Origin of the sequence: Ectorhizobium quercum (assembly GCF_026552795.1) — a bacterium.
Classification (GTDB): domain Bacteria; phylum Pseudomonadota; class Alphaproteobacteria; order Rhizobiales; family Rhizobiaceae; genus Ectorhizobium; species Ectorhizobium quercum.
Genome location: NZ_JANFPI010000001.1, coordinates 47,736 through 66,772 on the forward strand (window position 1 = coordinate 47,736; position 19,037 = coordinate 66,772).

Consider the following 19,037-nt stretch of genomic DNA (forward strand, 5'->3'; position numbering starts at 1 on the left):
CATGTCGCAGAACAAGATGATCGAACTCATCGGGGTGAAGAAATCCTTCGGCAACAACGAAGTCCTCAAGGACATCACGCTCGACGTTGCAAAAGGCAGCGTGGTCGCGCTGATCGGACCGAGCGGGTCGGGCAAGTCGACGCTTCTCAGGAGCATCAACCTACTCACCGTCCCCGACCGGGGTTTCATCCGGGTCGGCGATCACACGATGGATTTTTCCCTGCCCTATGCCCTTCCGCGCGACCGCGAACTTGCAGCCTTCCGCGCCCGGACCGGCATGGTCTTCCAGAGCTTCAATCTCTTTCCGCACATGAGCGTGGAGGAGAACGTGATGGAGGGGCCGGTCACGGTCCTCCGGCAACCCAAGGCGCAGGCGCGCCAGCTTGCCCGCGAACTTCTCGCCAAGGTCGGGCTGGCGGAGAAGGCCGAGGCGCAGCCGGACAGTCTCTCCGGCGGACAGAAGCAGCGCGTGGCGATTGCCCGGGCGCTGGCCATGAAGCCGGAGGTCATGCTGTTCGACGAGGCGACGTCGGCGCTCGACCCCGAACTGGTGGGCGAAGTGCTGGCGGTCGTCCGCTCTCTCGCCGCCGAGGGCATGACCATGCTGCTCGTGACCCACGAAATGGCCTTCGCCCGCGATGTCGCCGACCGCGTGATCTTCATGCGCGACGGCTGCGTGGTCGAGGAAGGCGAGGCGCGGCAGGTGATCGACAATCCCGCCCATCCGGCGACTCGAAGCTTCCTCAGTCACTTTCACGGCGGGCTCGGCTCTGCCTGAGGCGCCAGCCGGCGGTGTCTTGCATGAGTAATCCTCATGACGAACCCAGTTTTTCGAGTTTCCTTCCTGCGGAGGATCCGGGGCAGAATGGGACAGGAATACGCATGAAGGATGCGATCCTACCAGTCGGACGGGCGGTTTCTCGCGGCAAAAAAGGCCGCATTCCGGAAACTTCCGGCGGGGATGAGGCGCAGATTGTTCGATGATGGCGGCGCATTCGAAAAGCGCGGCGCCATGAGGAAATTGAATTTGACGGTGATGGATGCGCATCGCGGCAGACACCGGAGGAATGGGTTGATGTTGGAACCGAAACATATCGCCGTCATCGGGGGCGGCATCGTCGGTGCGAGCAGTGCGCTTGCGCTGGCCAGAAGCGGGCAGCGCGTTACGCTGATTGAGCCGGACCAGCCGGGCGGCACGCAGGCGGCGAGCTACGGCAACGGCGCGTTCCTCAGTCCGGCCTCGATCATTCCGATGTCGATGCCAGGCATCTGGAAGAAGGTTCCGGGCTATCTCCTCGATCCGCAAGGGCCGCTGACGATCCGCTGGCGCTACCTCGCACGCCTCGCGCCCTGGCTCGTGCGCTTCCTCTATGCCGGCTATTCGCTGGAAAAGGTGCAGCGCACGGCGGCGGTGCTGTGGTCGCTGGTCGGCGATTCCCCGTCGCGCCACGCAGCGCTCGCGGAAAGCTGTGGCCACCCCGAAATGATCCACCGCGACGGCCTGATCTATGCCTATACCGACCGCGCCGCCTTCGAGGAAGACGCCCTGGCCTGGCGCCTGCGGCGGGAGAACGGGCTCGTCTGGCACGAGCTTTCCGCCGACGAGCTGCATGAGCTGGAGCCCGCCCTGGGGGCGAGCTATTCCTTCGCGGCTTTCGTCGAGGCCGGCGGTCATTGCGTCGATCCCGGCGGCTTCGTCGCTGCCATCGTCGCGCAGGCGGAGCGGGAAGGCATTACCGTCAGGAAGGCGAATGCGAAGGATTTCGCCTTCGCGAACGGACGCCTGAAGGCCGTGCTGACGGATGCCGGAACGATCGCCTGCGACGGCGCCGTCATTGCCGCCGGCGTCCATTCCCGGTCTCTCGCCGCACGCGCCGGCGACGACATCCCGCTGGAAAGCGAAAGGGGCTATCATGTGGAGCTTGCGAACCCGTCGGTCACGCTGCGCCGTCCGGTCATGCCCGTCGACGGACGCATGGCCAACATCATGACGGCCGGCGGCCTGCGCGCCTCCGGCCAGGTCGAACTGGCGAGCATCGAAGCGGCGCCCGACTGGAAAAGGGCGGACATTCTGCGCGATCACCTGCTTCGCACCTATCCGGCGCTTGCTGCGAGCCGGGCGGATCTCAGGATTTCGCGCTGGTACGGCCACCGCCCGTCAACGCCGGACGGTCTGCCCGTCATTTCCCGCGCGTCGGCGAGCGAGGACGTCATCCACGCCTTCGGGCACGGCCATATCGGCCTGTCCGCCGGGCCGATGACCGGAGAGCTGGTGGCCAGCCTGGTAACGCGCAAGACACCGCCATTCGATCCCGCGCCGTTCTCGGCGGCGCGCTTCCGATAGCTGCCGGCGCAACCGGCATTCGACATCCCGAAGCCCCTGTGACCGGCGTTCGTCGAACGCCGGAAGGGATACCTGCGACCTTTGAAAGGACATGCTCATGACCCTCACGAACACGCTCCTCCCGCCCCGCGACAAACTCAAACTTCTGTTCGCCCACGGCGCCTATGACATGAAGCCGATCTTCGACGCGAAGGACGAAGGGATCGAGACCATGCAGGTCTCGACCTACGACGATCTCAGGCAGCGCCTGCCGGAAGCCGACGTGCTCATCGTATCCGGTCTCTGGAAGAACGATCTTCTCGATCATGCACCACGCCTGAAATATCTCCAGTCGGTCAGCTCCGGCACCAACCAGTACGATACTGAAGCGTTCAAAAAGCGCGGCATCCTTCTCGCCAGCGGTCAGGGCGTGAACATGAATGCCGTCTCCGAGCATGCCATCGGCCTCATTCTCTCCCTGACGCGGCGGCTGGCGCTGGCGCGCGACAACCAGCACCGGCATCACTGGCGGCCGGAACAGCGCGACCCCGCGGAGCGCGAGGGCGAACTGCCGGGCAAGACGATGCTGCTCGTCGGCCTCGGTCGCATCGGCGACCGGATCGCCCGTCTGGCCAAGGCCTTCGGCATGCACGTCATCGGCGTGCGTCGCAACCCGCAGGCCGGTGCCGGCAGCGCGGATGAGGTGCATGCATTCACGGAGATCAAGTCGCTCATTCCGCGCGCCGATATCGTCGTCCTGAGCTGCCCGTTGACGGACGAGACGCGCAACATCATCGACCGCGAGGCGCTGGCCCTGTTCGCCAGGACGGCATTTCTGGTGAACGTCGCCCGCGGCGGCTGCGTCGAGGAGGATGCGCTGATCGAGGCGTTGGAAGCCGGGCGGATCGCCGGCGCGGGGCTCGACGTGACGCAGGTCGAGCCGCTGCCGGCGGAATCGCGGCTCTGGTCGCTGCCGAACGTCATCATCACCCCGCATGCGGCGGGGGAAACGACCCGCTATGAAATGAACGTGCTCGACATTCTCTCCGGCAATCTCGCAAAGCTCTGGAACGGCGATGCGCACATCGTCAATCGCATTGCCTGACAGCGCGCGACCCTCACGGATAAGGAATTGAGAGAATGAATCAGCCAGCCAATCCTGAGCAGCCGGCGTTCCGCGCGGCAGGCCGCATCGCCAATCTCAGCGTGTCCGAGATCCTGCGCATCGGCGCGCGCGCCGGCGCGTTGAAGAAGGCGGGGCATCCGGTGATCGTGCTCGGTGCGGGCGAGCCGGATTTCGATACGCCCGAAAACGTCGTCGATGCCGCCATCCGCGCCATGAAGGCGGGGGATACCAAATATACCGCGCTCGACGGCACGCCGGAGCTGAAGGCGGCGATCTGCGCCAAGCTGAAGAGGGACAACGGCCTCGATTACGGTCCGGCGGAAATCACCGTCGGGGCCGGTGCCAAGCAGGTGATCTACAACGCGCTGATGGCGACGCTCGATCCGGGCGACGAGGTGATCATCCCCACGCCCTACTGGACGACCTATTCGGCAATGGTGGAGATCGCCGACGGCGTGCCCGTGCTGATCCCCTGCGATCAGGCCTCCGGCTTCCGCCTGCGCGCCGAGCAGCTCGAAAAGGCGATCACGCCGAAGACGCGCTGGCTGATGCTCAATTCGCCCTCGAACCCGAGCGGCGCGGCCTATGCCGAGGAGGATTACCGGCCGCTGATCGAGGTGCTGATGCGCGCGCCGCAGGTCTGGCTGATGAGCGACGAGATCTACGAGCATATCGTCTATGACGGCTTCCGCTTCGTCACCCCGGCGGCGCTGGAGCCGGCGCTGCGTTCGCGCTGCCTCATCGTCAACGGCGTGTCCAAGGCCTATGCCATGACCGGCTGGCGCATCGGCTACGGCGCCGGTCCGGCCGTGCTGGTCAGGGCGATGGCCGTGGTGCAGAGCCAGTCGACCTCCAACCCGGCCTCGATCAGCCAGGCGGCGGCCGTCGAGGCGCTGAACGGCCCGCAGGATTATCTGGCCGCACGGACGGAAAGCTTCCGTCAGCGGCGCGATTTCGTCGTCAAGGCGCTGAATGCGATCGAAGGCATCGATTGCCGCGTGCCGGAAGGCGCGTTCTATACCTTTGCGAACTGCGCCGGCCTGATCGGGGCGATCACCCCGGACGGCCAGCGTCTCGAAGACGACCGCGCCTTCTGCTCGTGGCTGCTCGAAACCGCCTATGTCGCCACCGTGCCGGGGGCCGCCTTCGGGCTTTCGCCCTATTTCCGCATCTCCTACGCGACCTCGATGGAGGAGTTGCGCGAGGCGCTGGCGCGGATCGCCAGGGCGTGCGGCACGCTCGCCCGGCCGGGCCGGGGGTAAGAGACGGACACGATGGCCGAACCGCTTCCCCTCAGAAACTGGCTGCAATTCCTGATGATCCTCACTCTGGTTGCCGGCGGCTTTTCCGGCAACCGTCATCTGCTTGGCGTCGCCGCCGTTCTGGCCATCGCCGCGACCGCGCTGGAGTGGGGGAGGCTGTTGAAACTCGCGCGTGTGTTCGCGATCCTCGCCGTGCTGGCCGGCGGCGTCATCGCCGTTCTTCTGCCGGACAGGTTCGCGCTGCTCTGGCAGGCGCTCGTCCAGGGCGTTTCCTTCGCGGCCCTGATGATGGTGCTCGGCATGCTGCGCCGGCCCGTCCGGCGGTCGGCATTCGTCCGCAGCGGCACGCAGTACCTGCTCGCCTTCGAACCGAAGCGCCGTTACGCGGCCATCAATATCGGCGCGCATTTCCTGAGCCTGCTTTTCAATGTCGGGATGATCGCCATGATCGGCGACCTTGCCCGGGCCGGCGGGAGCGGCGACGCCGCCCGGCGGCCGATGGTGATCGCGGCCATGCGCGGCGCGGCTCTCGTGAGCATCTGGTCGCCGATCGGGCTCGGCTTCGCCATCGTCACGGCCGGCGTGCCGGCGCTCGACGGCATGCAACTTATGCTGACCGCGTTCGCGTTCACGGCCGTGGTGCTGGTGCTGACTTCCCTTCTTCCCCTCCTGCCCGCCGACGCGAGGGGAACCGACGGCGCGACCGCCATTTCCGAGAACGCGACCGTTCGCCCGCTTCTGATTACGCTGGGTGTCTGCGCGTTGCTTCTCGCCGTCACCATCGGTCTCCACAGGGGGGGCGGCGTCAGCTTCACGCTCGCCTCCGTTGCGGTGCTGCCTGTCTTCACCGCCGCATGGCTGTGGCTGGAGATCGGCAAGGACAAGCGGCTCTATCTCTCGGAACTGAAGGGTGCGCTCGCCGGCCTTGGCGATCTCAGGTCGGAAAGCGCCATTTTCCTGTCCGCCAATGTCATCGGCGCCGCCATTTCCATCGTTCTCGTCTCGCGGCCGGAATGGCGGGAAGTGGCCGCTTCCGGCACGCCGGCGCTGCCCGTCCTGCTCGCCGGCCTGTTTCTCATCCCGCTGGCGGCGGCCTGCTTCATTCCCAATTCGATCTTCGTGGTGATCCTGGCGCAACTGCTCGGCGCCAGTCCCATCGGAACGGCGCATCCGCTGGCGCTCGGCGTCATGCTGACCGTTGCCTGGGCAAGCGCCGTCTCGGTCTCGCCCATCAGCGCCATGTGCCTCATCACCGCCGCTCAATCCGGCGTTTCGCCCCAGCGCGTCGCCTGGCGCTGGAATGCGCCCTTCGCAATTCTCGTGCTCGCGCTCGCCGCCGCCCTGATTTCGGGGCTGGTCGCTTTCGGCCGGTAGGGCGGAAGGCAATGCAGGCCCGGCCCGGTCGCAACCTCGAACCCTTTTCCGCCGTTCCGCGCGGAAAAGCCCGCAATCCCGCAGCAATGGAGACGAAGATGATCTTGAAGGGCGGTTTCACCAATTACGGGCAGGAGATCGGCATCCTGATGCTCGACACCGTTTTCCCGCGCCCGCGCGGCGATATCGGCAATGCCTGTTCCTACGATTTCCCGGTCCGTTACAAGACCGTGAAGGGCGCAGTCACGAAGAAGATCATGGGCGACGCTCCGGATGCGGACCTGATCGCTCCCTTCATCGACGCCGCCCGGGAACTCGAGGCGGAAGGCGTCAGGGCCATCACGACGAGTTGCGGCTTTCTGGCGCCGTTCCAGAAGCAGATCGCCGAAGCCATCAATATTCCGGTTTTCACCTCCGCCCTGCTTCAGGCTCCGCTCATCCACGCCATGCTGCCGCCCGGCAAGATCATCGGCGTGTTCACCGAGCGGGCCCATCACCTGAACGACCGGCACTTTCGAGGCGTCGGCTGGTCCAGCGAGAATATTCCGGTCCAGATTCAGGGCATGAAGCCGGATGCCGAATTTCCGGCGACCTATATCGGCGGAAGAACCGAGCTGGATACGGACGTGTTGAAGGAAGAGATGCTGGACATGACGCGGGAATTCCTGTCGACCTGCCCGAATCCCGGCGCCATTCTGTTCGAATGCACTAATATGTGCCCGTTCACCTCCTTTGTGGCGGAGGCGTCCGGCCTGCCGGTCTTCGACATCAATACGCTGATCAACACCTTCCACCTCGCCGCCCGTCCGCGGCGCTATCTCCCGTGAACCGGTCCCGGCCGGCCGGACGTCAGAACTTCACCTTCGCCGTCAGCGTCGCATTGAACGGCTCGCCGATCTGGTTGCCGAGCGCCGTCGCGCCGATGGACGATGTGTAGTAGGTCCTGTCGAATATGTTCTTGAGGTTAAGCTGGAGCGTCAGCGGCCGCTCGAGATTGATCGTATAGGCCGCGAAGGCATCCACCGCCGCATAGCCGGGCAGGAAATAGGCGTTGTTGTTGATGCCCGCCCGCTCGCCGACCGCGCGCACGCCACCGCCGACCTTCAGCGTGTTGCCCATCGCGCCCAGTTCGCCGAAATCGTAGGTCACGTAAAGCGAGCCGGTATGGCGCGGCACGTTGACCGGACGATAGCCGGCATAATCGCCCTTCCTGATTTCGGCGTCGGTGAAGCCGTAGCTGGCGATCACGTCGATCTTCTCGGTCAGCGATCCGGCGATGTCGACTTCGAAGCCTCGGGCACGCACCAGGCCGGCGGTCTTCAAGATGGTCGCGCCGCCCGCACCCTCTTCGGAATAGGCGACGTTCTTCTTGTCGCTGGTGTAGAGCGCCACATTGGCGGTCAGCCCGGAGAACAGGTCGAATTTCGCGCCGACTTCGTAGGATACGCCCTCTTCCGGATCGAGATTGCCGTAATAATTGGCGATGGACGACTGCGGCCGGAAGGTCTTCGCTGCATTGGCGTAGAGCGAGACGTCGGGCGTCAGCTTGTAGACCACGCCGCCGCTCGGAACGATCGCGTCGCCGTAGCTGTCGGTATTGGTGGTGAAGGGGCGTCCCTTGCCCGCCATCAGGTCATAATACTGGTAGCGCAGCCCGCCGACCAGAATCCACTGGTCGGTGAGATGCAGCGCATCCTGCATGTAGAAGGAGACGGTCGAAAGCTTTTCCGTCTGGTCGCTGTCGGCGGCCGAAACCGCCGTGCATTCCGGCAGGTTTCCGTAGACGGGATTGTAGATGTTGAAATTCACCGAGGCCGGGCAGCGGATCATGTCGGTGCGCAGCGTGTCGCTGTAATCGTAGGACGTCCCGAACAGGAGATCGTTGCGCAAGCCGCCGATCTCGACCTCGCCCGTCAGGTCGGCGCGCAGGGCGTGGTTGTAGATCGTGGAATATTGCGTCGCGTCGGCACGGCGGGAGAGATTGCCGGTCGCCGCATCGTAGGACATGACGCGCGCCTGGTTGTCGGAATATTCGTTGCGGCTGTAGCTGTAGTCGATGCCGAGCTTCCAGGTGTCGGAAAGCTGCCGGTCGATCTCGACCTGCACCGTGTCGGACTTGCCGTCGGTGATGTTGTAGGGCTCGTCGAAGCGGATCTTGCGATCCACATTGACGGCGCGTCCGGTCGTCACGTCGAAGATGGTGCCGCGGTCGAAGGGAACGCTGTAGTCCTCATGCGTGTAGGAAACCGTGACCTCCGTATCCTCGCCCGTCCACTTCAGCGACGGGGAGAGCAGCCATCGTTCGGTTTCGCCGAAATTGCGCCAGTAATCCGTCTTCTGGTATTCGCCGATCAGGCGGTAGGAAAGGTCGGTGCCGGCAATCGGCCCGGTCACGTCGAAACCGGTCGCGCCGCCACCGAAGCTCGAAAGGCTGCCGTAGACCTCCGCCCCGAAGGTGCTTTCCGGCTTTTTCGTCACGACATTGACCATGCCGCCGGGATCGAGGATGCCGTAGAGCGTCGAGGCCGGCCCCTTGAGAACCTCGACCCGCTCGGTCGTGGCGTTGAAGGAACGCGGCAGGGCCGTCTTCAGGCCGTTGGTGAGGATGGAGCCGTCGCGATTGTCGCCGAAGCCGCGCCGGATAAGCGCATCCTGCGTGCCGCCCAGCGTGTTGGACTGCGAGACGCCGCTGACATTGGCGAGCGCCTCGTCCAGATTGGTGGCGGCCTGATCCCTGAGCACCGCGCCGCTGACGACGTTGACGCTCTGGGGAATGTCCTTGAGCGGCGTTTCGCTCCGCGTGGCGGTCGCGGTCGAAACCGGCCGGTAGCCGTCGGTCGATCCGGCGGCACCCTCGACGGTGATGGTTTGTAGGCGGGTTTCCCCGTCTTCGGAAGAGGCCGCCTCCGCCGCTTCTGCGGTCGGGCGCGCGGTTTTCTTCAAGACCGCATCCTGTGCGCCGGCCGGTCCGCCCGGCACGAAACCGAGAAGAAGAAGGACGGACAATGCCGTCCCGTGCTCAAACCGCCGCCTGTGCGCCATCGATGCGAATCCCCTTGCCTGCGAATAGCCCGCCTGTTGCGCGAGTCGAGCGGTTTTATTTATTTCATGATTGTAGTAGTCAACTTTATGCCGCGCCGGGGAAGGCCTTCGCCGGGGAAAAATGACGTTTGAAAGGCCGCTGTCGCGCCGTCCGGCCCGCTTCGCAGGCCTGCCGGAAGGGTCGATGACAAAATTTTCATCCGCCTTCATCTTGACTACTACATTCAGGAAATACAGGCGATTGCGAAATCAGGATGAAAGACGATGACGGCACCCGACCAGGGCCTGCACGAAACCGCACCGCTCGCGGCGCTGAATATCGACGTCTCTTACGGCAGGGAACGCGCTCTGGCCGGGGTCTCCATGCTGGCGCCCGCGGGCCGGCTGACCGTGCTCGCCGGTCCCAACGGGTCTGGCAAGTCCACGCTGCTGTCGGCCCTGTCGCGCATCCTGAAGCCCGTTTCGGGGGCCGTGCTGCTCGATGGTAGGGCCATGTCGGACATGCCGACCCGCGAGATCGCCAGAACGCTCGGCCTGCTGCCGCAGGGACCGCTGGTGCCCGAAGGCATCACCGTCTACGACCTCGTCTGCCGCGGGCGCTACCCGCATCAGGGCTTCCTGAAGCAATGGAGCGCTGCCGACGAGGAGGCCGTCGGCCGTGCCCTGTCGGTCACGGGCGTCGAGGCGCTGGCGTCCCGGCCCGTCGAAAGCCTTTCCGGCGGGCAGCGCCAGCGTTGCTTCATCGCCATGACCCTGGCGCAGGAAACCGCCATCCTGCTGTTCGACGAGCCCGTGACCTTCCTCGACCTGCGCTACCAGGTGGAGGTCATGGAACTGATCGCCAGCCTGTCGCGCCGTCACGGACGCACCGTGGTCGCGGTGCTGCACGACATCAACGCCGCCCTGCAATATGCCGACCGGATCGTCTTCCTGAAGGACGGGCGCATCCACGACGTCCTCGAAAATCCCGCCGACTGTAGCGAGGAGCATATCCACACGGTTTTCGGGGCGAAAGTCACCCGCGTGACGCATCCGCTGACCGGCAAGCCGGCCTTCCTGCCCTCGCCGCCGACCGGGGCCGCGCCATGACCGCCGCTTCCGGCAGGCTGCGCCGGGCGGGCGCCGGGCAGGGCGGCCTGTGCCTCGTTCTTCTGGCATGCGCAACCTGCCTCGTCGCCCTCCTGCATCTGTCCACCGGGGCGCGGCCGATTGCCCCGTCCGTGCTCATCGAAACGATCGGCGGTTTCGATCCCGGCAATCTCGATCACCGCATCCTCACCGGCATCCGCCTGCCGCGGCTCGCCGCCGGTCTCGCCTGCGGCGCGGCGCTTTCCGTTTCCGGCCTGCTCCTGCAATCGCTGCTGCGCAATCCGCTGGGGGAGCCGCATGTTCTCGGCCTCAATGCCGGGGCGAGCCTTGCGGTCGTCGCCCTTTCCGCCCTGCCGGCCGGCCTCGTTCCCGGCATGGCGCGGCCGCTGGCCGCCGCGCTCGGCGGCGGCGCACTGTTCTCGCTGGTGCTGGTGCTCGCCTCGGCGGGCCGGATCGGGCTGACGATGACGAAAGTCACCTTCTGCGGCATCGCACTGTCGGCGCTCGCCTCCGCGCTCATCTCCGCGATCCTGATCCTCGATCAGGAAACGCTGGAACAGATACGGCTGTGGCTTGCGGGCGATCTGGCCGGAGCGGCCTGGAGCGAGATCGCGCCGGCCCTGCCGGTCATGCTGTGCGCCCTGCTGGCCGCTGCCCTCATCGCGCCGCGGCTGGATGCGATGGCGCTCGGCGATGCCGCCGCCGTCAGCCTCGGCGTGCCGGTGCGCGCCACCCGCCTCGTCGGCCTCGTCGCCACCGCCGCCCTGTGCGGCGGCGCCGTCTCCATCGCCGGGCCGATCGGCTTCGTCGGCCTCATCGTGCCCGGCATCGCCCATCGTCTTTCGGGCGGGCGGCACCTGCTGTCGCTGCCGATCGCCGCCATCGGCGGCGGCGCGCTGCTTCTTGCCGCCGATGTTGCCGGCAGGACGTTGCTTGCGCCGCAGGAAATCGCCACCGGCATCATGACCGCCTTCATCGGCGCGCCGGTCTTCCTCCTCATCGTGGCGAGGACCTTGCGATGACGGACCTTGCGATGGCAAACGGCTACGGACGACTGGCCCTTGGGCCGCTGCGGTGGCGCTTCCACCGCCGTCGGCTGGCGCTTTGCCTGCTGCTCGCCCTCCTCGTCTTGGCCGCCGCCTTCGCCGGGCTGGCGACGGGAAGCGGCAAGGCCGGCCTTGCCGACCTCCTCGCCTTTCTTTCCGGTACGGCGGACATGACCGGCGGCGGCCTTTCCGTCGTCGGCGACCTGCGCCTGCCGCGCGTGCTGCTGGCGCTCGCCTGCGGCGCGATGCTCGGCCTTGCCGGCGCGGCGCTGCAAACCCTGACCCGCAACGGTCTTGCCGATCCCGGTCTTCTCGGCGTGCGCGAGGGCGCGAGCCTCGCGGTCATCACGCTGATCATCGCCCTGCCGGCGGCGCCGCTTTATCTTCGCCCCTTCGCGGGCATGGCCGGCGGGCTTGCCGTGGCGCTTGCCGCCGTGGCCATCGCACGCTCGCTGTCGCGCCTGCGCTTCGTCCTGGTCGGCATCGGCCTTTCCTGGCTCCTGTCGGCCGCGATTTCCATGATCCTCGTCACGGCCGAGGTCGACCGGGTGCAGACGGCGATGGTGTGGATGGCCGGCAGCCTGGCCACGGCCTCCCCGGACATGCTGCCGCTCGCCTTTGCCTGCCTCGCGGTCGGCGGCGGGGTGCTCGCCCTCACGGCCCGCGCCGCCGATACCGGCCTTCTGGGCGATGCCGCCGCCAGGGGGCTGGGCGTGAAGACCGGGCAACTGACCGCGCTGCGCATCGCCGCGCCTGTCCTGCTCACCGCGGCCGCCGTTTCCTGCGCGGGAGGGTTGGGCTTCGTCGGGCTGGTCGCGCCCCATCTCACGCGGCTCGCCTTCGGCGGTGGGCAGGCGACGCTTCTCACCGGCAGCGCCTTGTCCGGGGCCGGGCTGGTTCTGGCCGCCGACACGCTGGGGCGCACCCTGTTCGCCCCCTTGCAAATCCCCGCCGGGATCGTGCTCGCCGTCATCGGCGTGCCGGTCCTGCTTGCCCTCCTGTGGCGACGCCGCAACCAGTTCTGAAGGAGTCTGGCGCATGATCCGCTGGCTGTTCCTCGTGCCGTTCCTCTACCTCGCCCTTGCGGCGCAGGCGCAGGAAACGCGCCCCTTCACCGACGATACCGGCCGCACCGTCGCCGTTCCGGCAAGGCCGGCGCGGATCGCCTCCCTGCACGACATCGACATCACCATCCCGCTCGTCGAACTCGGCGTCGTTCCCGCCGCCAGCCACGGACGCATCGGGCTGGACGGCAAGCCCTATCTGCGCTCGGGTGCGTTGCTGGCCGGCGTCGATTTCGACAATTCGGACATGCTCTACATCGGCTCCACCGATATCGACATCGAGGCGCTGGCGGAAGCCAGGCCCGATCTGATCGTCACAGCCACCGGACGGCCGACGCCGGTGGACATCCTCGAACGGATCGCCCCGACCGTCGTTCTGGACGCCACGCGTCTCGGCGCGCCGCATGTCTATGCCCGGCTTGCGGAACTGACGGGAACGCAAGCCCGCCTCTCGGTGCTGGAGCGGCGCTATCGCAGCGGCATCGAGGCGCTGAAGCGGGCCGTGGAGACGGACAAGGTGACGGTCTCGGTGTTGCAGCCGCTGAACGGCAAGGTCAACACCTACCACACCTACCGCTCCCTCGGCCGCGTTCTGAGGGATGCGGGCTTCCGTTTCCCCGCGCTGATCGATTCCATCCCCGAGGGTGGCCGCATCGAGATCAGCGCCGAACGCCTGCCTGAACTCGATGCCGATTTCATCTTCGATCCCTACCGCTCCGACACCGGCGGCACCTCGGCGGAGGAAATCGCCGCGATGGAAAAGGTCCTGCCGGGCTTCTGCACCTTCCTCAGGGCCTGCCGCGAGGGGCGCTACGTGATGGTGTCGCGCGAGGAGGCGATCTCCAACAGCTATGCGGCGCTGGCGCTGATGACCGCTGTCGTGCAGGCCAGCATCGCGCCCCGTCCCGCCGCGCCTTGATGGGGGGCGGCTTTTGCGGCTATATGGAGGGGAAGACCGTTTGACGGAACATTCCCGAATGGACCAGCCGCCGAGCCCGCCCGCCCATATCCGGCGGCGCGACCCCTACGGGGAGCGCCTCAGGAAGCGCCGCGCCAGCCTTTCCCCCAGCCTGCTCACCGTGGCGGACTATATCGACGGCCATCGTCATGCCGTCCTCGGCAAGTCGGCGCTGGAAATCGCCCGGGAAACCGGAACCTCGGACGCGACCGTCATCCGCGCCATCCAGATGCTCGGCTTCGACGGGCTCATCGACCTGAAGGACACGCTCGAGGCCTATCTCGGCCAGACGGATTCGCCGTCGGAAAAGATGGCGGCGACCACGGGCACGCTGGTGGACGATGTGGATTCCTGCCTCGATTTCGTGCTGGAGGATCAGGCGAACGCGCTGGCGGCGCTTTCCTCGCCCGACAACCGCAGGAACATGGCGCAGGCGGTTTCCCTTCTCGCCTCGGCGCGACGTATCGGCGTGTTCGGCATCGGCGCATCGGGCATCATCGCAGCCTATGCGGCGCGGCTTTTCCTGCGCTCCGGTTATCCGTCCTACACGCTGGACAGGACCGGCATCCTGCTTGCCGAACAGATCATCCAGATGGACGGGGGCGATGTGCTCATGATGCTGCTGCACGCCCGCCCGCACCGGGAGGCGATGGCGGCGATCGCCGAGGCGGAACGGCTTTCGATCCCGGTGATCATGATCGTCGGCAAGGAAGACACCGTGCTTCTGAAACACGCCGCCGCCCATATCGTCATCCCGCGCGCCAGGAGCGAGCATGTCGCGCTGCACGCCCCCACGCTCTGCTGCGTCGAGGCCCTGATGCTCGGCCTGGCCGGGCGCGACAAGAACCGCACGCTTGCGACCATCGACCGGCTTCTGGACGTGCGTCAGCAGATCCGGCCGAGCAAGCGCTAGGGTCAGGACCGGGCGCTACGACTGGGTGTCGATCGCGAGAATGCCCGCGATTTCGATTTTCTGCCCTGCATGTTTACCCGATGGCAAAACCCGATGGCCTTATCTTCCTTATGCGCCGGGATATTGCCGCCCGGCTCGTCGGGAGAATGAACGTGCCGAAATTGACATTGAAATCGCTGGGCGGGGCGGGAACCGTCACCGGGTCGAAACATCTGCTCTCGCTGGGAGAGCATCGCATTCTCATAGATTGCGGCCTGTTTCAGGGATTGAAGAACCTGCGCGAACTGAACTGGGCGAAGCTGCCGGTCGCGCCGCGCGATATCGATGCGGTGATCCTCACCCACGCCCATCTCGACCATAGCGGCTATCTGCCGCGGCTGGTGCGCGACGGGTATGGCGGCAAGGTCTATGCGACGCCCGCCACCCGCGACGTCGCCGAACTCATCCTGAAGGACAGCGGCTACCTTCAGGAAAAGGACGCGGAGTTTTTGAACCGGCACCAGCTTTCCCGGCACAGGCCCGCCCTGCCGCTCTATGGCGCGCGGGATGCCGCGCGGGCGGTGGAGCATTTCTCGACGGTCGAATTCGGCCAGACGGTGCGGCTGGCGAACGGCGCCGCGTTCCGCTTCCGCCATGCAGGCCATATTCTCGGCGCCGCCAGCGTGGAGATCGAATGGGGCGGCACCCGGATCGTCTTTTCCGGCGATATCGGCCGTTACGGCGATCCGCTGCTGCCGGATCCCGTGCCGGTTGCGGAGGCCGATTACGTCATGATCGAATCGACCTACGGCAACCGCCTTCACGACAGGAGCGACCCGGTGGACGTGCTGGGCGACATCGCCGAGCGGACCCTGAAACGCGGCGGCACGCTGATCATTCCGGCCTTTGCCGTCGGCCGGGCGCAGGAACTGCTGTATTACTTCTGGCGGCTGAGGAAGGCCGGTCGGCTCGACACGGCGCCCATCTTTCTCGACAGCCCGATGGCTATCGATGCGACGGAGCTGATGATGCGGCACGCCGCCGACCACCGGCTCGACGCGGAGACGTGCAGGCAAGTGTTCGCAATCGCGCGCTATACGGATGATGTGGAGGCGTCGAAGGCCATCACGGCCAACCGCTTTCCGAAGATCGTCATTTCCGCTTCCGGCATGGCGACGGGCGGGCGGGTGCTGCACCACCTGAAGACCTTCGCGCCCGATCCGAGAAACACGATTCTGCTGGCCGGTTTCCAGGCGGCCGGCACGCGCGGCCGGGCGCTTCAGGAAGGAGCGAAGGAACTGAAGATCCACGGCATGTGGATACCGGTCAATGCGGAGGTGGACCAGCTCGACATGCTGTCCGCCCACGCGGATTCCGGCGAACTGATCCGCTGGCTGTCGGGTTTCCGGCGGCCGCCGCGCAAGGTCTTCATCGTTCACGGCGAACCGGAGGCGGCGGAAGCCCTTCGCATCCGCATCGGCAGGGAACTCGGATGGCAGGGCGTCGTGCCGCTGATGGATCAGGAGTTCGCCCTTTAACGCGACGCAAAATCCCGATTCACGACTGTTTCATTCTAGAGTCTGGATGTTCTTTGGAATGTTCATCCTTGAAGGCGGGCTTCCCATGTAGAATGCTCGGTCTACCGAGTATCTGGAATGAAAAGTGCCGAACCGCATGATTTGGCCTCACCGATTTCGGCGCTGGTTGTCGGAGGGTATCGAGGCGAAATGGTGGACGGACAGGGCGGCGAAGCCGATATTTCCCACAGGCCGCTGGGCCTTTTCCTGATCGTGGCGGGGCTCGTGGCCCTGTGGATCGCGCGCGACTACGATATCGGAACCTTCATCAGCATGGGGCCGGGCTTCTTCCCGGTCGCCGTGTCCGGTTGCCTCGTCGTCTTCGGGGTGCTGGTCCTGCTCATGAGCGGCCGGGACCTGCCGGAAGGCGAGCGCCGGGCCGGCACGCCGGTGCCGTTTCTCCACCGGCTGCGGGTGCTTGCGGCCATCGCGGGCGCCATCGTTCTCTTCGGCCTGACGCTGCGCAGCCTCGGCCTGCCGGTCGCGGCCTTCCTGCTGGTGTTCGTGGCCGGTCTCGCCCGTCCCGTCGAGCATCCCCTCGTGGCCATCGCCACGGCGGCGGTCCTGTCCGCCTTCACGACCCTTCTGTTCGTCGTGCTGCTCAAGCTGAACATTCCGATCCTGCCGGAGTTCCTGCGGTGATCAACGGCATCGACGTTTTCGGCGGCATGGCCCTCGGGCTTCAGGTCGCGATGGACCCGACCAATATCCTCTTCTGCCTGCTCGGCTGCCTCGTCGGCACGCTGGTCGGCGTGCTGCCGGGCCTCGGCCCCACCGCGACGATCGCCATCCTGCTGCCGATGACCTTCGGACTGGAGCCCGTGACCGGCCTCATCACCCTTGCCGGCATCTATTACGGTGCGCAATACGGCGGCTCGACCACGGCCATCCTGCTGCGGCTGCCGGGCGAATCCTCCTCCGTGGTGACGGCGCTCGACGGTTACGCCATGACCCGCAACGGGCGCGGCGGGGCCGCCCTCGCCATCGCCGCGCTTTCCTCCTTCGTCGCCGGCACGGTCGCCACCTTCTTCATGGCCGCCTTCGCGCCGGCGCTGGCCGGGCTGGTGCTCCGGTTCGGGGCGCCGGAATATTTCATGCTGATGCTGCTCGGCCTCATCACCTCGGTGGTGCTGGCGCAGGGCTCGGCCGTGCGGGCGCTGGCGATGGTGCTGTTCGGCCTGCTGCTCGGCCTTGCCGGAACCGACATCAATTCCGGCCAGTACCGCTACGATTTCGGCTTCATCGAGCTGCTCGACGGCATTCCCTTCGTGCCGCTGGTCGTCGGCCTGTTCGGCGTCGCGGATATTCTCGTCACGCTCGAGCGGGCGGTTCGCGACGGCCTGCCGCCAGCGCTGGGACGCATCACGAGCCTGTGGCCGACGAAAGAGGAAGCGCGCCGCGCCACGCCCGCGACGCTGCGCGGCACGATGATCGGCCTTTTTCTCGGCCTGTTGCCGGGCGGCGGCGCGCTGCTTTCGTCCTATCTCGCCTACACGGCGGAAAAGCGCCTGTCGAAAACGCCGGAAAAGTTCGGCAGCGGCATGGTGGAGGGCGTGGCCTCGCCCGAAGCGGCGAACAATGCCGGCGCACAGACCGCCTTCCTGCCGCTGCTGACGCTGGGCATTCCCTCCAACGCCATCATGGCGCTGATGGTCGGGGCGATGATGGTGCACGGCATCGTGCCCGGCCCGCGCATCATGACCGGTCAGCCGGATCTGTTCTGGGGGCTGATCGCCAGCATGTGGATCGGTAACCTGATGCTCCTGGTCATCAACCTGCCGCTGGTGGGCATCTGGGTGCAGATGCTGCGCATCCGCTACCGCTATCTGTTCCCGACCATTCTTCTGGTCAGCGTCGTTGGCATCTACGGCGTCGAATTCACCACCTTCGACGTCTATCTCACCGCCGTCTTCGGCGTTCTCGGCTATTTCCTCCACAAGTGGCGCTGCGAGCCGGCGCCGCTGATCCTCGCCTTCGTGCTGGGGCCGATGATGGAGGAATATTTCCGCCGCTCGATGCTGGTGGCGCGCGGCGATCCGATGATCTTCGTCCAGCACCCGATCAGCCTGGCCATGCTCGTCGTCGTTGTGGCGCTGCTGGCGAGTCTTTTGTTTCCGTTCATTCGAAATTTCCGGCAACGGGCCTTTGCCGAATAATCGTTCCAAGGAGGACACCTGCATGAACCCGACCCCGTTTCCCCGTTTCACCCGGCGCGCGGTGCTGGCGGCGGCCGCCGTCATGGCGGCCGGCCTGCCGGCGCAGGCGCAGGACTTTCCCTCGCGCCAGATCGACTACATCATTCCCTATAATGCCGGCGGCCTCAGCGACAACATCTCCCGCCTGCTCGGGGAAAAGCTGACCGCCCTGACCGGCCAGCAGGTCATCAACGACTACAAGCCCGGCGCCGGCGGCGCGATCGGCGCCAACTTCTTCGTCCGCACCCCGGCCGACGGCTATACGCTGCTGCAATCCACCAACAGCTTCTACGGCATCATTCCCTTCGTCACCAAGGTGGAGTACGAGCCGCTGAAGGATCTGGTGCCGCTCGTCCTCGTCGGCGACGCGCCGATGATCATCGCCGTCAATCCCTCCGTGCCCGCCAATACGCTGCCGGAACTGATCGACTACGCCAAGGCCAATCCGGGCGCGCTCGCCTTCGGCACGGCCGGCAAGGGCACGGTCGGGCATCTCAGCGGCGAATGGCTGCAAAAGCGCGCCGGCATCGAACTCCTGCATATTCCCTATAACGGCACGCCCGCCGCCCTTCAGGCCGCCCTGTCCAACGAGGCGCAGATCGTCTTCGGCCCGGAAAGCGCCGAACATATCGCCGCCGGCACGCTGAAGGGCATCGCCGTTCTCGGCGACCAGCGCTGGGACAAGGTGCCGGACCTGCCGGCCACCGCCGAGGCCGGTCTCGAAGGCTGGGCGCCCCGCAGCTGGCATACGGTGTCGGTGCAGGGCGCCGTGCCGGACGACATCAAGCAGAAGCTGAACGAGCTGATCAACGGCATTCTCGAACAGCCGGACGTGCGCGAGAAGGTGGCCGGCTTCGGCCTCATTCCCGGCATCGAAACGCTGGAGGGCGCGCGCCAGCGCGCCGTCGACGACCGCGAGCAGTTCGGCGAACTCATCCGCGACGCGGGTCTCGCCGTCGTCCGGTAAGGGCGGCAGGCCGGAGATGGCGGGCCGGACCGGGTGTTGCAACAACGCGCCTCCTGCCATGACCGACCGTCATGGCAGGATCGTCCCGCCGTCATTTCAGCCGTCGTGAACATGGAAAGGAC

General features: G+C 66.2%; 16 protein-coding genes. 15 read left to right on the plus strand and 1 reads right to left on the minus strand.

Features of this window, described 5'->3' with window-relative positions; all coding sequences use genetic code 11:
• Position 1 precedes the first annotated feature (1 nt).
• The 6 genes from NOF55_RS00205 to NOF55_RS00230 all read left to right on the plus strand — a co-directional run bounded on the left by NOF55_RS00205 (position 2) and on the right by NOF55_RS00230 (position 6,912).
• On the plus strand, positions 2-778 hold the full coding sequence (locus tag NOF55_RS00205) for an amino acid ABC transporter ATP-binding protein (protein WP_306409307.1): 777 nt from the start codon (positions 2-4) through the stop codon (positions 776-778).
• Positions 779-1,075: 297 nt separating this feature from the next.
• Positions 1,076-2,344, plus strand: coding sequence for an NAD(P)/FAD-dependent oxidoreductase (locus NOF55_RS00210; RefSeq protein ID WP_306409308.1), 1,269 nt, complete (start codon positions 1,076-1,078; stop codon positions 2,342-2,344).
• Between the two features lie 97 nt (positions 2,345-2,441).
• Positions 2,442-3,428 carry a D-2-hydroxyacid dehydrogenase gene (locus tag NOF55_RS00215; protein WP_306409309.1) on the plus strand — a complete coding sequence of 329 codons (987 nt, stop codon included), beginning with the start codon at positions 2,442-2,444 and terminating at the stop codon, positions 3,426-3,428.
• A gap of 35 nt (positions 3,429-3,463) precedes the next feature.
• Positions 3,464-4,711: a pyridoxal phosphate-dependent aminotransferase gene (locus NOF55_RS00220; protein ID WP_306409310.1), complete on the plus strand. Its 1,248-nt coding sequence runs from the start codon at positions 3,464-3,466 to the stop codon at positions 4,709-4,711.
• A gap of 12 nt (positions 4,712-4,723) precedes the next feature.
• Positions 4,724-6,085 carry a hypothetical protein gene (locus NOF55_RS00225; RefSeq protein WP_306409311.1) on the plus strand — a complete coding sequence of 454 codons (1,362 nt, stop codon included), beginning with the start codon at positions 4,724-4,726 and terminating at the stop codon, positions 6,083-6,085.
• Between the two features lie 98 nt (positions 6,086-6,183).
• Positions 6,184-6,912: an aspartate/glutamate racemase family protein gene (locus NOF55_RS00230; protein WP_306409312.1), complete on the plus strand. Its 729-nt coding sequence runs from the start codon at positions 6,184-6,186 to the stop codon at positions 6,910-6,912.
• Positions 6,913-6,934: 22 nt separating this feature from the next.
• Here NOF55_RS00230 and NOF55_RS00235 read toward each other — a convergent pair whose 3' ends face one another.
• Positions 6,935-9,127 carry a TonB-dependent siderophore receptor gene (locus NOF55_RS00235; RefSeq protein ID WP_370868844.1) on the minus strand — a complete coding sequence of 731 codons (2,193 nt, stop codon included), beginning with the start codon at positions 9,125-9,127 and terminating at the stop codon, positions 6,935-6,937.
• 264 nt (positions 9,128-9,391) lie between these two features.
• On the opposite strand from NOF55_RS00235, the gene NOF55_RS00240 reads away from it, so the two are divergent.
• The 9 genes from NOF55_RS00240 to NOF55_RS00280 all read left to right on the plus strand — a co-directional run bounded on the left by NOF55_RS00240 (position 9,392) and on the right by NOF55_RS00280 (position 18,915).
• Entirely contained in the window at positions 9,392-10,216 is an 825-nt protein-coding gene (locus NOF55_RS00240; RefSeq protein WP_306409314.1) for an ABC transporter ATP-binding protein, read from the plus strand.
• Positions 10,213-11,238 (plus strand): FecCD family ABC transporter permease, encoded by a 1,026-nt coding sequence (locus NOF55_RS00245; RefSeq protein ID WP_306409315.1) that lies wholly within the window; start codon positions 10,213-10,215, stop codon positions 11,236-11,238. Before NOF55_RS00240 ends, NOF55_RS00245 begins: the two co-directional genes overlap by 4 nt.
• The gene (locus tag NOF55_RS00250; RefSeq protein ID WP_306409316.1) at positions 11,235-12,287 is read left to right on the plus strand and encodes a FecCD family ABC transporter permease; all 1,053 of its coding nucleotides are present in this window, start codon (positions 11,235-11,237) and stop codon (positions 12,285-12,287) included. The genes NOF55_RS00245 and NOF55_RS00250 overlap by 4 nt, the downstream gene beginning before the upstream one ends.
• 13 nt (positions 12,288-12,300) lie before the next feature.
• On the plus strand, positions 12,301-13,245 hold the full coding sequence (locus NOF55_RS00255; RefSeq protein WP_306409317.1) for an ABC transporter substrate-binding protein: 945 nt from the start codon (positions 12,301-12,303) through the stop codon (positions 13,243-13,245).
• Positions 13,246-13,303: 58 nt separating this feature from the next.
• Positions 13,304-14,197, plus strand: coding sequence for a MurR/RpiR family transcriptional regulator (locus NOF55_RS00260; RefSeq protein WP_306409318.1), 894 nt, complete (start codon positions 13,304-13,306; stop codon positions 14,195-14,197).
• Between the two features lie 152 nt (positions 14,198-14,349).
• The gene (locus NOF55_RS00265; protein WP_442342025.1) at positions 14,350-15,714 is read left to right on the plus strand and encodes an MBL fold metallo-hydrolase RNA specificity domain-containing protein; all 1,365 of its coding nucleotides are present in this window, start codon (positions 14,350-14,352) and stop codon (positions 15,712-15,714) included.
• 189 nt (positions 15,715-15,903) lie between these two features.
• The gene (locus NOF55_RS00270; protein ID WP_306409320.1) at positions 15,904-16,395 is read left to right on the plus strand and encodes a tripartite tricarboxylate transporter TctB family protein; all 492 of its coding nucleotides are present in this window, start codon (positions 15,904-15,906) and stop codon (positions 16,393-16,395) included.
• An 8-nt stretch (positions 16,396-16,403) separates the two neighbouring features.
• Positions 16,404-17,909 carry a tripartite tricarboxylate transporter permease gene (locus NOF55_RS00275; RefSeq protein WP_306410155.1) on the plus strand — a complete coding sequence of 502 codons (1,506 nt, stop codon included), beginning with the start codon at positions 16,404-16,406 and terminating at the stop codon, positions 17,907-17,909.
• Between the two features lie 22 nt (positions 17,910-17,931).
• Positions 17,932-18,915 carry a Bug family tripartite tricarboxylate transporter substrate binding protein gene (locus tag NOF55_RS00280; protein ID WP_306409321.1) on the plus strand — a complete coding sequence of 328 codons (984 nt, stop codon included), beginning with the start codon at positions 17,932-17,934 and terminating at the stop codon, positions 18,913-18,915.
• The last annotated feature ends 122 nt before the right edge of the window (positions 18,916-19,037 follow it).

Bases quoted from the DNA above. Each gene is read 5' to 3' on its own strand.
- NOF55_RS00205 (WP_306409307.1), top strand. From the start codon at position 2: ATGTCGCAGAACAAGATGATCGAACTCATCGGGGTGAAGAAATCCTTC.
- NOF55_RS00210 (WP_306409308.1), top strand. From the start codon at position 1,076: ATGTTGGAACCGAAACATATCGCCGTCATCGGGGGCGGCATCGTCGGT.
- NOF55_RS00215 (WP_306409309.1), top strand. From the start codon at position 2,442: ATGACCCTCACGAACACGCTCCTCCCGCCCCGCGACAAACTCAAACTT.
- NOF55_RS00220 (WP_306409310.1), top strand. From the start codon at position 3,464: ATGAATCAGCCAGCCAATCCTGAGCAGCCGGCGTTCCGCGCGGCAGGC.
- NOF55_RS00225 (WP_306409311.1), top strand. From the start codon at position 4,724: ATGGCCGAACCGCTTCCCCTCAGAAACTGGCTGCAATTCCTGATGATC.
- NOF55_RS00230 (WP_306409312.1), top strand. From the start codon at position 6,184: ATGATCTTGAAGGGCGGTTTCACCAATTACGGGCAGGAGATCGGCATC.
- NOF55_RS00235 (WP_370868844.1), bottom strand. From the start codon at position 9,127: ATGGCGCACAGGCGGCGGTTTGAGCACGGGACGGCATTGTCCGTCCTT.
- NOF55_RS00240 (WP_306409314.1), top strand. From the start codon at position 9,392: ATGACGGCACCCGACCAGGGCCTGCACGAAACCGCACCGCTCGCGGCG.
- NOF55_RS00245 (WP_306409315.1), top strand. From the start codon at position 10,213: ATGACCGCCGCTTCCGGCAGGCTGCGCCGGGCGGGCGCCGGGCAGGGC.
- NOF55_RS00250 (WP_306409316.1), top strand. From the start codon at position 11,235: ATGACGGACCTTGCGATGGCAAACGGCTACGGACGACTGGCCCTTGGG.
- NOF55_RS00255 (WP_306409317.1), top strand. From the start codon at position 12,301: ATGATCCGCTGGCTGTTCCTCGTGCCGTTCCTCTACCTCGCCCTTGCG.
- NOF55_RS00260 (WP_306409318.1), top strand. From the start codon at position 13,304: ATGGACCAGCCGCCGAGCCCGCCCGCCCATATCCGGCGGCGCGACCCC.
- NOF55_RS00270 (WP_306409320.1), top strand. From the start codon at position 15,904: ATGGTGGACGGACAGGGCGGCGAAGCCGATATTTCCCACAGGCCGCTG.
- NOF55_RS00280 (WP_306409321.1), top strand. From the start codon at position 17,932: ATGAACCCGACCCCGTTTCCCCGTTTCACCCGGCGCGCGGTGCTGGCG.